12 protein-coding genes are annotated in these 13467 nt (G+C 57.7%); 8 read left to right on the top strand and 4 right to left on the bottom strand.

Annotated elements, in window-relative coordinates; translation table 11 throughout:
• The first annotated feature begins 125 nt into the window (after positions 1–125).
• Positions 126–1691, top strand: coding sequence for a transcriptional regulator TyrR (tyrR, locus tag ACLI4M_RS20255; RefSeq protein ID WP_133623726.1), 1566 nt, complete (start codon positions 126–128; stop codon positions 1689–1691).
• Between the two features lie 55 nt (positions 1692–1746).
• Here tyrR and tpx read toward each other — a convergent pair whose 3' ends face one another.
• On the bottom strand, positions 1747–2250 hold the full coding sequence (tpx, locus tag ACLI4M_RS20260) for a thiol peroxidase (protein WP_133623725.1): 504 nt from the start codon (positions 2248–2250) through the stop codon (positions 1747–1749).
• 118 nt (positions 2251–2368) lie between these two features.
• Here tpx and ycjG point away from each other — a divergent pair, with 118 nt between their 5' ends.
• A complete protein-coding gene (ycjG, locus tag ACLI4M_RS20265) occupies positions 2369–3352 on the top strand; it encodes an L-Ala-D/L-Glu epimerase (protein WP_133623724.1) in 984 nt (327 codons plus the stop codon).
• Here ycjG and mpaA read toward each other — a convergent pair.
• Complete coding sequence (gene mpaA, locus ACLI4M_RS20270; RefSeq protein ID WP_133623723.1) at positions 3332–4039, bottom strand: murein tripeptide amidase MpaA; 708 nt, start codon at positions 4037–4039, stop codon at positions 3332–3334. The two genes, ycjG and mpaA, sit on opposite strands and share 21 nt — an antisense overlap.
• A 170-nt stretch (positions 4040–4209) precedes the next feature.
• Here mpaA and ACLI4M_RS20275 point away from each other — a divergent pair, with 170 nt between their 5' ends.
• From ACLI4M_RS20275 to licT, 3 genes are all read left to right on the top strand, one after another.
• Entirely contained in the window at positions 4210–5826 is a 1617-nt protein-coding gene (locus tag ACLI4M_RS20275) for an ABC transporter substrate-binding protein (protein ID WP_133623722.1), read from the top strand.
• A gap of 97 nt (positions 5827–5923) precedes the next feature.
• Entirely contained in the window at positions 5924–6244 is a 321-nt protein-coding gene (locus ACLI4M_RS20280; RefSeq protein ID WP_133623721.1) for a hypothetical protein, read from the top strand.
• A 173-nt stretch (positions 6245–6417) separates the two neighbouring features.
• A complete protein-coding gene (gene licT / locus ACLI4M_RS20285) occupies positions 6418–7281 on the top strand; it encodes a BglG family transcription antiterminator LicT (RefSeq protein ID WP_133623720.1) in 864 nt (287 codons plus the stop codon).
• 30 nt (positions 7282–7311) lie between these two features.
• Here licT and ACLI4M_RS20290 read toward each other — a convergent pair whose 3' ends face one another.
• Together ACLI4M_RS20290 and bglF are read right to left on the bottom strand one after the other, a co-directional pair.
• Positions 7312–8706, bottom strand: a complete 1395-nt coding sequence (locus ACLI4M_RS20290) for a glycoside hydrolase family 1 protein (protein WP_133623719.1) — start codon at positions 8704–8706, stop codon at positions 7312–7314.
• Between the two features lie 20 nt (positions 8707–8726).
• Complete coding sequence (bglF, locus tag ACLI4M_RS20295) at positions 8727–10610, bottom strand: PTS beta-glucoside transporter subunit IIABC (RefSeq protein ID WP_133623718.1); 1884 nt, start codon at positions 10608–10610, stop codon at positions 8727–8729.
• 350 nt (positions 10611–10960) lie between these two features.
• On the opposite strand from bglF, the gene zntB reads away from it, so the two are divergent.
• The 3 genes from zntB (at position 10961) to ttcA (ending at position 13415) form a co-directional block, all read left to right on the top strand.
• Entirely contained in the window at positions 10961–11944 is a 984-nt protein-coding gene (zntB, locus tag ACLI4M_RS20300) for a zinc transporter ZntB (RefSeq protein WP_133623717.1), read from the top strand.
• Between the two features lie 279 nt (positions 11945–12223).
• Positions 12224–12379, top strand: coding sequence for a hypothetical protein (locus ACLI4M_RS20305; RefSeq protein WP_166643182.1), 156 nt, complete (start codon positions 12224–12226; stop codon positions 12377–12379).
• 142 nt (positions 12380–12521) lie between these two features.
• The gene (gene ttcA / locus ACLI4M_RS20310; RefSeq protein ID WP_133623715.1) at positions 12522–13415 is read left to right on the top strand and encodes a tRNA 2-thiocytidine(32) synthetase TtcA; all 894 of its coding nucleotides are present in this window, start codon (positions 12522–12524) and stop codon (positions 13413–13415) included.
• Positions 13416–13467: the final 52 nt, after the last annotated feature.

Genomic DNA, 13467 nt, shown 5'->3' on the forward strand with positions numbered 1-13467 from the left:
TTTATCGGCTGCATCGGGCGAGGCATGCCTCGCCCCTACTAATGATGGCGTAGGGGCCAGGCATGCCTGGCCCGATAAGCTTGATAACGCGCGAATTGTTATGATCACACTAAAGGTTAATACGCATGCGTCTTGAAGTCTTTTGCCAGGACCGAATCGGTCTGACCCGCGAACTGCTGGATCTGCTGGTCGAGCGCAGCATCGACCTGCGCGGCATCGAAATCGCCGCCATTGGCCGCATCTATCTGAATTTTTCCAGCGTCAGCTTCGATCAGTTCAGCCAGCTGATGGCAGAAATTCGCCGCATACCCGGCGTGACCGACGTGCGTACCGTCTCTTACCTGCCATCCGAACGTGAACATCGCGCTCTGAGTGCACTGCTGGTGGCGCTGCCGGAGCCGGTCTTTTCCATCGATCTGAAAGGTAAAGTTGAGCTGGCGAACCCGGCGGCGCAGACGCTGTTCGCACTGAATGAAGAGAAGATGCGTAACTACAGCGCCGGTTCGCTGATTAGCGGCTTCAACTTCCAGCGCTGGCTGGAGAGCGAGCGCATCGAGGCGCAGGCGCATCACGTGGTGCTGCAGGGGCGCGACTTCCTGATGGAGATCACCCCGATCCATGCTCAGGATGAAGAGGCGTGCTCCCCGAGTCCGGTTGGCGGCGTGGTGATGCTGAAGTCCACCGCGCGCATGGGCCAGCAGCTGCAGAACCTGGCGGTTAACGACGACAGCGAGTTTCAGCATATTGTCGCCGTCAGCAGCAAAATGCGTCAGGTTATCGACCAGGCGCGCAAGCTGGCGATGCTCGATGCGCCGCTGCTGATCGTCGGCGATACCGGCACCGGAAAGGATATGCTGGCGCGCGCCTGCCACCTGCGCAGCGCGCGCGGCAAAAAGCCGTTCCTCGCGCTGAACTGCGCTTCGCTGCCGGACGACGTGGCGGAAAGTGAACTGTTTGGTCACGCTGCCGGGGCTTACCCGAACGCGCTGCAAGGTAAAAAGGGCTTCTTCGAGCAGGCCAGCGGCGGCTCGGTGCTGCTGGATGAGATTGGTGAAATGTCGCCGCGCATGCAAACCAAGCTGCTGCGCTTCCTCAATGACGGCACCTTCCGCCGCGTTGGGGAAGAGCATGAAGTGCATGTGGATGTGCGGGTGATCTGCGCGACGCAAAAAAACCTGATGGAAATGGTGCAGCGCGGCGAATTCCGCGAGGATCTGTTCTATCGCCTCAACGTGTTAACCCTTAATCTGCCGCCGCTGCGCGAGCGCCCGCAGGATATCCTGCCGCTGACCGAAATGTTTGTGGCGCGCTTTGCCGACGAGCAGGGGGTGGCAAGACCGAAACTCTCTGCCCAGCTCAATGCCTTCCTGACCCGCTACACCTGGCCTGGCAATGTGCGTCAGCTGAAGAACGCGCTCTATCGCGCATTAACTCAGCTGGAAGGTTACGAACTGCGCCCGCAGGATATCGTGCTGCCGGAATACGCGATGGAGCTGCCGCTGGGGGATGATGCGATTGAAGGATCGCTGGATGAGATCACCAGCCGCTTTGAACGTTCAGTGCTGACGCGCTTATATCTCTCCTATCCGAGCACGCGCAAGCTGGCGAAACGCCTCGGGGTTTCACATACGGCGATTGCCAATAAGCTGCGGGAATATGGCCTGAGCCAGAAGAAGAGCGAAGCGGAATAGCGGGTTATTGTCGAATAAACGGGCCGATCGAAAAAGAAGATCGGCCCCTACATTTTTAATTGAGCGATGCCAGGGCGGCATCGTAATCCGGCTCGGTGGTGATTTCGTTCACCAGCTGGCTGTAAATAACGTTATCTTTTTCATCCAGCACCACAACGGCGCGCGCCGCCAGGCCTTTCAGCGGGCTATCGGCAATCGCCACGCCATAATCCTGCAGGAATTCGTTGCCGCGCAGCGTGGAGAGGGTCACCACGTTGCTCAGGCCATCGGAGCCGCAGAAGCGCGACTGGGCGAACGGCAGATCGGCTGAAATGCATAACACCACGGCATTGTCGACTTCACCCGCCAGCTGGTTGAATTTACGCACCGAAGCGGCGCATACGCCGGTATCAATGCTCGGGAAGATATTCAGAACTTTGCGCTTACCCGCGTAGTTTGACAGAGAAACTTCGGAAAGGTCTTTGGCCACCAGGGTAAACGGTTTTGCGCTCTGGCCCGGCGTTGGCAGCTGGCCGTCAACGGAAACCGGATTGCCCTGAAAGTGTACGGTCTGAGACATAATCTATCCTTTTAATGTTAATGGTGTTTAACCTGGTCCAGTGTATGCCATGCTTGAGGTGTGCGACAGTTTAAAATCCTTCATGCTGTCCAATTAGAATGAAATCAGGGAGCTGAGTATGAGAGCAGTCAAGGTCTATCCGGAAAGCTGGCCGTTGCATAGCCCGTTTGTTATTGCCCGCGGCGCGCGCAGTGAGGCGGGCGTGGTGGTCGTGGAGCTGGAAGAGGATGGCATAAAAGGCGTCGGTGAATGCACCCCTTATCCCCGCTATGGTGAAAGTGAAGCCTCCGTACTGGCGCAAATTACTCAGCTGCTGCCCGCGCTGCAACAGGGGATGGATCGCGCCCAGCTGCAGCACAGCCTGCCCGCCGGGGCGGCACGCAATGCCCTCGACAGCGCGCTGTGGAACCTGGAAGTGCAGCGCACGCAGCGCAGCCTCTGGCAGTTGACCGCCAGCGCGCAGCCCGCGGTGATTGACATGGCGCAGACCGTCAGCATCGACGGGCCGGAAATGATGGCCAGCAGCGCGCTGGCGCTGTGGGAGAACGGCGCCAGGCTGCTAAAAATCAAACTCGACGATCATCTGATCACCGAGCGCCTGGTGGCGATCCGCAGCGCGGTGCCGCAGGCGACGCTGATTGTCGACGCTAACGAATCCTGGCACGGCGAAGGGCTGGCCGCGCGCTGCCAGCTGCTGGCCGACCTCGGGGTGGCGATGCTGGAGCAGCCGCTGCCTGCGGGCGATGATGCGGCGCTGGAAAACTTTATTCATCCCCTGCCGATCTGCGCTGATGAGAGCTGTCATACCGTCGACAGCCTGCCCGCACTGCGCGGGCGCTATGAGATGGTGAATATCAAACTGGATAAAACCGGCGGCCTGACCGCCGCACTGGCGCTGGCCGCCGCCGCGCAGGCGCAGGGATTCGCCATTATGCTCGGCTGCATGCTGTGCACCTCACGTGCGATCCGCGCCGCGCTGCCGCTGGTGCCTCAGGCGCGCTTTGTCGACCTCGACGGCCCGACCTGGCTGGCGGTGGATGCCGAACCAGTATTGCCCTTCAGCTGCGGGCGCATTGAGCTGTCACGGCTGCCAGCTGAGTAAATCCACCAGGGCGCCGAGATAGTGCTCGGTGGCGGCATCGGCGGAAATCGGCGGGAACTCTGCCGTGATGCAGGGCACATCCAGATCGGCGCACCAGCTGCCAAACGAACCCGGGGTGGCATAGCCCACGCTGGTAACCAGCGGCAGGCCGGTTTTGCTCGCCAGCCAGTGCCCGAGCGGGCTGCTGTCCGGGTCTTCAATGCAGGCCAGCGGCTCGTGGAAGCTGACAATCCACGCCGGGGCAATCTGATGGATCAGCTGGCACAGCGCTTTGGTTTCCGGTTCAGACGCGGCGAAATCCCCGGTCGACAGCTGGACATCGCGCTCGTCGGCCGCACTATTCCAGCGGTAAACCGTGTCACCGGGCTGCCAGTTGGCGGCAGGAAAATTACGATTCAGGTCAACCCCGTTAGCATTGGCGCGTAAGCCAAGCTGGCAGCCATCCGGATTTACCGCCAGCACCACGTGGTGACGGCGGTGGCTGTCCTGCAGCGTGCGCATGGCGCATGAGAGGGTGACCACGGCGGCGTTCTCATCGCCGTGCGTACCGGCGAGGATCAGGCCACTCTCTTCATCCGCCATGGGCGCCGGGAACCACAGCAGCGGAGCACCCAGTACCGACTGTCCATAAGGTTGCGCCACGGCATCAAGACGACCGCGCAGCGGTCTCGGGTGAAGTAACGACATCTACAGTGCTCCAGTTATTTAGCCAGTGATTAAGCTAGCACATTGCCCGCCAGCGTTCATCGCTCACACAATGAATAAAATACTATTTACGCTGTAACAATCTGCGTTACAGTCAGCCGTGAAAATAACCCGGCCGCACATCACGTTACGTTGCTTGCAAGGATACCGTTATGAGGAAATCGTCACCCTTTGCGCTGGCTGCTTTAGCGCTGGTTATCAGTTCTGTTACGCATGCTGCCGATGTTCCGGCGGGAACCCAGCTGGCCACGCGCCAGGAAATTGTCCGCCACATTAAAGATGAACCGGCTTCTCTCGACCCGGTAAAAGCGGTCGGGCTGCCGGAAATCCCGGTGATCCGCGATCTGTTTGAAGGTCTGACAAATCAGGATGCCAATGGGAAAATCATTCCCGGCGTCGCCACCGGCTGGCAGACCAACGATAACAAGACGTGGATTTTCACGCTGCGCAAAGATGCCCGCTGGTCAAACGGTGACACTGTCACCGCCGCCGACTTCGTTTACAGCTGGCAACGTCTGGTTGACCCAAAAAACAGCTCCACCTTTGCCTGGTTCGCGGAACTGGCGGGTATCGAGAATGCCGGGGCGATTATTAAAGGGCAGATGAGCCCGGATAAGCTCGGCGTCAGCGCGATGGATGCCACCCATCTTAAAGTGACGCTCGACAAGCCGGTTCCCTATTTTGCCAGCCTGACCGCCAACTTTAGCCTGTTCCCGGTGCCGCAAAAAGTGGTCACGCAGTACGGTGACCAGTGGACCAAAGCCGGAAATCTGGTTGGCAACGGGGCCTATCAGCTGCAAAACCGCGTGGTTAACGAGAAGCTGGAACTGGTTCGCAACCCGCACTACTGGGACAACGCCCATACGGTGCTGACTAAAGTCACCTTCCTGCCGATTAGCGAAGAGTCCAGCGCTACCAAACGCTACCGCGCCGGAGATATTGATATCACCGAATCCTTCCCAAAAGAGCTGTACGGCCTGCTGAAAAAGCAGATCCCGCATGAGGTTTACACCCCGGATCAGCTCGGCACCTATTACTATGCTTTCAACACCCAGAAAGGCCCGACGGCCGACGTGCGCGTGCGTCAGGCGCTGAGCTGGAGCATCGATCGTAAAATCATCGCCGGCAAAGTGGTGGGAACCGGGGAGAAGCCCGCCTGGCACTTCACGCCGGACGTGACGGCCGGGTTCAAGCCGAAAGCCAGCTTTATTCAGCAGCACAGTCAGGAAGAGCTGAATGCCCAGGCTAAGGCGCTGCTGGCAGCGGCGGGCTATGGCCCGACGCATCCCCTCAACCTGACCCTGCTGTATAACTCTTCCGAAACGCACCAGAAGATTGCCATTGCCGTGGCCTCGATGTGGAAGAAAAACCTGGGCGTCAACGTCAAGCTGCAGAACCAGGAGTGGAAAACCTATATCGACAGCCGTAACAGCGGCAATTTCGATGTGATCCGCGCTTCCTGGGTTGGGGACTATAATGAGCCGTCTACCTTCCTCAGCCTGCTGACGTCCACGCACAGCGGCAACATTGCCCGCTTCAAAAGCAGCGAGTACGACGCGCTGATGGCGCAGGCCAGCCGGGAAACGGATGACAGCGTCCGCAACGATGATTACAACCGCGCCGAGCAGATGATCGCCGACCAGGCGCCGATAGCCCCGATCTATCAGTACACCAACGGCCGCCTGATCAAGCCTTATGTGCAGGGCTACCCGATGACTAACCCCGAAGACGTGGCGTATAGCCGCACCCTGTATATCCTGAAGCACTGACCGCCGGAAAAAGCAGCAGTTCACGCTGCTGCTTATCCCATTGGTTTACGGGTATCACCCGCATAATTGCCTTATCGCGAACAACCCGGTATCCACGATGAAACTGATCTGCCTGCTATCCCTCGCTCTGTTACTCAGCGGCTGTGCCGTAAAACGCTATCCCGCGTCGCCGCCGGTCAGTGCGGTGCAGGCCGACCAGCTCGACTGCAGCGGCATTCAGCAGCAGATCGCCGCGCAGCAGCAGGTGCAGCAGAAAATCGATAAAACCGCTGAGTTTGACGGCCTGACGGTGGTGGGGGCGGCGCTCGACTTCGGCATCGGTAACGGCATTGCCAAAAGCCGGGCGCAGAAAGCCGCTACCCTGCGGGCGCAGCAGCTGCAGCAGCTGGCACAGGCCAGGTGCCACGCGGCGAGCTGAAAATAAACCGAAATAAATCACGAGAGCTGTATCACAGTTCCGCCGCGCCGCGCTTGAGGCGGCGGGATTATGGATTATCGTGTGAACACTGGATTGTTACTGCATTTAAGCAGGCAAAACCTGACCGCTGGAACTGCTCCGGCCGTCAGGTTTTTTTGTTTTCAGGCCGGGAAATGAAAATAGCGAAAGTACTGAATAATAATGTGGTGATCGTCCACGATGCACAGGGCCACGAACAGGTGGTGATGGGGCGCGGGCTGGCGTTTAAAAAACGCAGCGGCGACGATCTCGATCCCGCGCTAGTCGAGAAGACCTTTGCCCTGAAAAGCCAGCAGCTGAGCGGGCGGCTTAGCGAACTGCTGTCCGAAATTCCGCTGGAGGTGGTGATCGCCAGCGAGTGCATTATCGCCCAGGCCCGCCAGCAGCTGAAGGCCCCGCTGCATGAGAGCCTGGCGATTGCGCTGACCGATCACGTGAATTTTGCACTGCTGCGCCATCAGCAAAACTTGCCGATGCGCAACGTCCTGCAGTGGGAGATCCGCAGCCTCTATCCGCAGGAGTACGCGCTGGGGCTGGCGGCGCTGGATATCATCGAACAGCGCCTGCAGGTTCGCCTGCCGGATGATGAAGCCGGTTTTATCGCGCTGCACCTGGTCAACGCCCAGCTGGGCAGTGAGATGCCCGCGGTGATGCATATCACCAAATTTATGCAGGAGATCCTGCATATCGTCAAATATCAGCTGCAGCTCGATTATCAGACCGAGGCGCTGAGCTACAACCGGTTTGTCACCCATCTGAAGTTCTTTTCCCAGCGCATGCTGGGTAAACGCGGTGTCTACAGCGACGATGAATCACTGCACGACGTGGTGCGCGACCGTTATCCCGCCGCCTACAAGTGCGTTGAGAAGATTGACCGGCACATTATGAAAAACTATCAGTACACGCTGGGCAGCGAAGAGCGGATGTTTTTGACCATCCATATTGAGCGCGTCAGGAAAGAGACGCTGTCGCTGAAGGAAGAGCCGGACGAAGCGTAAAAAGGCCGGGCAGAGGTGCCCGGCACAGCATCACTTTAGTGATTCGCCGTGAGTTTTAATCACGTTCTGATACCAGTAGAAGCTTTTCTTGCGGGTGCGCGCCAGCGTGCCGTTACCCTGGTCGTCGCGGTCAACGTAAATAAAGCCGTAGCGCTTGGAGAACTCAGCTTTAGAGGCGCTCACCAGGTCAATCGGTCCCCAGCAGGTGTAGCCCAGCACCTCCACGCCATCCTCAATCGCTTCACGCACCTGCACCAGATGGTCGTTGAGATAAGCGATGCGGTAGTCATCATTGATCGAGCCGTCGGCCTCCACGGTGTCGCGCGCGCCGAGACCGTTTTCAACGATAAACAGCGGTTTCTGATAGCGGTCATACAGCACATTCATCAGATAGCGCAGACCTTCCGGGTCGATCTGCCAGCCCCATTCCGAACTCGCCAGGTGCGGGTTCGGCACCATATTGAGAATATTGGCGCGCTCCTTCTGGTTTTGCTCTTCGTCGGTGGTGACGCAGCCGGTCATGTAATAGCTGAAGGAGATAAAGTCGATCTCGGCGCGCAGGTCCAGGCGGTCCTGCTCGGTAATCTCTAGCGTGATGCCCTGTTGTTTAAAGAAACGCTGCATATAAGCCGGGTAGTAACCGCGCGTCTGCACGTCGCCAAAGAACAGCCAGTCGCGATTCTGCTGCAGGGTTTCCATCACGTCCGCCGGGTCAGGGGTCAGCGGGTAGAGCATCGCCCCCAGCAGCATATTGCCGATTTTACCGTCAGGCACCATGTCGTGGCAGGCTTTCACCGCACGGGCGCTGGCAACCAGCTGATGGTGGATGGCCTGATACACCGCCGGTTTGCCGCTCTCTTCCGGCAGACCCACCCCGGTAAACGGCGCGTGCAGCGACATATTGATCTCGTTAAAAGTCAGCCAGTGTTTCACCTTATGCTTATAGCGCGCAAACACGGTTTTGGCATAGTTGACGAAGAAATCAATGGTCTGACGACTGCCCCAGCCGCCATATTTTTGAATCAGCCCGAACGGCATCTCATAGTGGGAGAGCGTCACCAGCGGAGTGATGTTGTATTTGGCCATCTCATCAAACAGGCGATCGTAAAACGCCAGGCCCGCTTCGTTTGGCTGGGTTTCATCCCCCTGCGGAAAAATGCGCGTCCAGGCGATGGACGTGCGCAGCACGGTAAAGCCCATCTCAGCGAACAGCTTGATGTCTTCCGGATAGCGGTGATAGAAATCAATAGCGAGATCCTTAATGCCAAAATCACCGTCCTTGCGCTCCACGCGCTGACCAAAGATACCCTGCGGCTGCAAATCTGAGGTGGAGATGCCTTTGCCGTCGGTCTGCCATGCGCCTTCGACCTGGTTTGCAGCGACTGCGCCGCCCCAGAGGAAATGTTGTGGGAAACGTTGTGTCATGTTGATCTCCTTATGAAAGATTATTTAATCAGCGTCAGCAGGGGTTCGCCGGCTGCGACTTCACTTTGCTGGCTGGCGGCCAGCACATCGATATAGTCATCGCTATTGCTAATCAGCACCGGCGTGGTCAGGTCATATCCGGCCGCACGAATTGCGGCAATATCAAACTCCAGCAGCAGGTCGCCGACGCGCACCGCATCGCCCTGACTGACGTGCGCGCTAAAGTGCAGACCAGCGAGTTTGACCGTGTCGATACCTACGTGGATCAGCACTTCAGACCCGTCGTCTGCTTCCAGCCCAATGGCATGGTGAGTGCGAAACAGCGAAGCAACGGTGCCGTTAACCGGCGAAAGTACGCGCCCCACGGTGGGCTGGATGCCGATGCCCTTGCCCAGCAGGCCGCTGGCGAAGGTGGCGTCCGGCACCTTTTCCAGTGCGATTACGCTGCCGCTTATCGGGCTGACCAACAGGGATTTGTGCAGCAGCTCAGGAGTGGCAGGCGCCACCGGGACCGCCTTGCTGGCAGGTTCAGCTAGCGCTTCTTCAGGCACACCAAACAGCAGGGTGGCGACGGTGGCAAAGCTGAAGGCGATCAGCGCGCCGACCACGGCCGCCACCACGCTGGCATCAAAACCGCTATTGGGAACGACCTGGCTGAAGGTAAATATCGAGGGCAGGCCAAATGAGAAACTGGTGGTGTGGTAGAAACCGAGCACGGCAGCGCCCATTGAGCCTCCGACACAGCCGAAGATAAACGGCCGGCGCTTGGGCAGTGTGACGCCATACACCGCCGGCTCGGTAATACCAAACAGGCTGGCGCTGAAGGCGGAAGCGGCAATCCCTTTCATTCTGGCATCACGCGTGCGCAGCAGTACGCCAAGGGTAGCTCCGGCTTGGCCGAGTATGGCCGGCATCAGCAGCGGCAGCAGCGTATCGGCACCCTGTACCGCAAGGTTATTGAGCATAATCGGCACCAGGCCCCAGTGCAGGCCGAAAATAACGCACACCTGCCAGAACGCCCCCATAAACGCACCGGCAAACGTCGGGCTGAAGCTGTAAGCGTGCAGATACCCCGCTGCCAGCATCTTGCTCAGCCAGGTTGCCGCCGGGCCAATCAGCATAAAGGTCACCGGCACAACAATCGCCAGGCAGAGAAGCGGGGTGGTGAAGTTACGCACCGCCCCAGGCAGGCGATCGTGCACCAGGCGCTCAATCTGGCAGGAGAACCAGGCGGCGAAGATAATCGGGATCACCGACGAACTGTAGTTAATCAGGATCATCGGAATGCCGAAGAAGTGCAGCGGCGCCGCGCCGCTTTGTGCGGCGGTGAAAGCGGCCAGCATCTGCGGATGGACCAGGGCAGCGCCGATGATCATGGTGGTGAAGGCATTGCCGCCAAACTTTTTACCGGCGGTATACCCCAGCAGAATCGGCAGGAAATAGAACACGGCATCGCTGGCGGCGAACAGGGTTTTGTAAGTCCCGGTCGCCTCGCGGGTCAGGCCAAACGCCAGTGCCAGAGAGAGCAGCCCCTTAAGGATACCGCACGCTGCCATTACGCCGACGAACGGGGTAAAGATGCCGGAAACGATATCAATGAAGCGGGCAAACAGGGCGCTTTTCTCTGCGCTGCTATCATCACTGCGGCTCTCCTCGCCCAGTCCGGCGGCAGCGATTAACGCCTGATAGACCTCGCCGACGTGGTTACCAATCACCACCTGATACTGCCCGCCGCTCTCCACCACCATAATCACGCCGGCATTCTGCTTCAGCGCGGCGGTGTCTGCCCGGCGGCTGTCTTTCAGCTTGAAGCGCAGGCGGGTCGCGCAGTGCATCACCGAACGGATATTCTCTTTGCCGCCGACGCCCTGCAAAATTTCTTCTGATAAAACCTGGTACTTCATGGTGTGCTCCTGGTTTTGACATCTTGTCTGAGGGCCGTTGCCGAATTCAGGCCAAAAAAAAACCTAAACCGCTTCGTTAACGCCGTAGGGGCGAAAGAAGCGGTTTAGGTTTTGCCTGAGATTCAGTAACAATCCTGTTTTGCTGCGCTGATATTTCCCCAGCGGCTGGCTGTTAGCAAGGGGAGAGGGCGGGAATAACTTAATTTCGTGAGGCCGATCGCCTTTTAGCGCCCGGAGCAGGTTTGGAAATTGTCACCATTTTTAACCGCAGTCGCTAATTGTCAGATTTTGCTTAGGTGCCAGTACAGGCTAGACTGTATCGCATTGATTATGTTGAAACCGGGGTGAGCGTGGACGTTATTGCAGGTAAAGCACTACAGGTATCGGATGCCATTATTTCATGTCAGTTAGATGGTAAGGGCGGGCTGATCCCGATTAATGACAGCGAGGTGCTCGACTGTGACCGCCCATGCTGGCTGCACCTCAACTATACCCACCGTGATAGCGCCGACTGGCTGATGTCGACCCCGCTGATCCCGGACAGCGTGCGCGACGCGCTCGGCGGCGACAGCATGCGCCCGCGCGTCAATCGCCTCAGCGATGGCACAATGATCACGCTGCGCAGCGTGAATCTGAACACGGACTCACGCCCGGACCAGCTGGTGGTGATCCGCGTATTTATCAACGACAGGCTGATTGTCTCAACCCGCCGCCGCAAAGTTTTTGCCATCGATGAAGTGCTGACCGACTTAAAAAATGGCAACGGTCCCACCGATGGCGGCAGCTGGCTGGTGGACGTTTGTGATGCCCTGACCGATCACGCCAGCGAATTTATCGAAGATCTGCATGACAAAATCATTGAGCTGGAGGATGCGGTGGTGGACCAGCAAATTCCGCCGCGCGGTGAGCTCTCCCTGATCCGCAAGCAGCTGATTATCATGCGCCGCTACATGGCGCCGCAGCGTGATGTCTTTTCGCGCATCGCCAGCGAGCGGCTGACGTGGATGAGCGACGACGATCGCCGCCGCATGCAGGATATCTCCGACCGGCTGGGCCGCGGTCTGGATGATCTGGATGCCAGCGTGGCGCGTACCGGCGTGCTGTCGGACGAAATCAGCACCGTCATGGCGGAAGCGATGAACCGCCGCACCTATACGATGTCGCTGATGGCGATGGTGTTTCTGCCAACGACCTTCCTGACCGGCCTGTTCGGGGTCAACCTTGGCGGCATTCCGGGCGGGGGGTGGCGTTATGGATTTGGCGCATTCTGCCTGCTGCTGGTGGTGCTGGTACTGGGCGTTGCCTGGTGGTTAAAAAAACGTAAATGGTTGTGAAAAAGCACATTGAGTCGAGAAATTGCCGTAGAAAAGGGAAGTAAAGCTGATCGACGTCAATAAACGTGGTGCGCAATCGGAGCAATATCACTCCCGCAGGTGAATGCAACGTCAAGCGATGGGCGTTGCGCTCCATATTGTCTTACTTCCTTTTTTGAATTAATGCATAGCACATTTAATTCGTACGACGCCGGCATATAGCCGGCTTTTTTTTGCCCGTTTGCCAGCAGGCTGAGATGTCCTACGCTTAAGGTTCATGCAACACCTGAGGAGGAAGGCATGTTCACTGACAGCACAAAAGCGATCCGCAGCTCGGAACCGCTGGGTGACCCGGTTCCCATTCCCGATCCCATCCCTGTTCCGCAACCGCTGCCCGATCCGCCGCCCGACAATCCCGACCCGTATCCGATTATTGACCCACCGCCACATCGTTAAAGCAGCGCAGGTCGTGTCGCGAGAGACGGCCTGCCGGACAACGGATGTTTCCTGCCTGGCAAAACTTACGTATAATGCCCGCCTTAAAATTGTTACTTAAAGCAAGTCGTTCTCAGACTATCAGGGTCAAAATAAAGTGGTTATGAATCAAGTCGATGTAAGAAAAGAAACCCTTGAGTTTAATAAGCTCCAGAAGCGTATCCGCAGAAATGTTGGCAACGCTATCACTGATTACAACATGATCGAAGAGAACGACGTGGTGATGGCCTGCATGAGCGGCGGCAAAGATTCGTTTGCCATGCTGGATATTTTGATTGGCCTGCAAAAAGTGGCCCCGATCAAATTTGAGGTGATCGCCGTTAACCTGGACCAGAAGCAGCCCGGTTTTCCTGAGCATATCCTGCCAGCCTATCTCGATAGTCTGAATATCCCGTATTACATCGTCGACAAAGACACCTACTCGGTGGTGAAAGAGAAGATACCGGAAGGCAAAACCACCTGCGGTCTCTGCTCCCGCCTGCGTCGCGGTACGCTTTACTCCTTCGCCGAGAAAATTGGTGCCACCAAAATCGCGCTGGGCCACCATATGGATGACATCGTTGAGACGCTGTTCCTTAACATGTTCCACGGCGCGCGCATGAAGGCTATGCCGCCTAAACTGCGCTCTGACGATGGTCGTAACGTCGTGATCCGTCCGCTGACCTACTGCCGCGAGAAAGACCTGATCGCCTACGCTGAGCAGAAAGATTTCCCGATTATCCCGTGTAATCTCTGCGGCTCGCAGGAGAACTTACAGCGTCAGGCTATCAAGGCGATGCTGACCGAGTGGGATAAGAAGACTCCGGGCCGCGTGGAGAGCGTATTTAAATCGCTGCAAAACGTCAGCCCAAGCCAGCTGGCGGACCGTGAACTGTTTGACTTTGAACAGCTGCCGCTTGACCGCAGCGGTGACCGCGCTGAGTACTCGTTTACCGAAGCCACCGTCTCTTCCACCAACATCGACAAATCGCTGTATATCGACGTGGCGAATCTGTAAACATTTAACCCTCCATCTACTATGCTTAATGCACTGCACAGATGGAGGTTGT

Source organism: Erwinia sp. LJJL01 (assembly GCF_047300805.2).
GTDB lineage: Bacteria > Pseudomonadota > Gammaproteobacteria > Enterobacterales > Enterobacteriaceae > Erwinia > Erwinia aphidicola.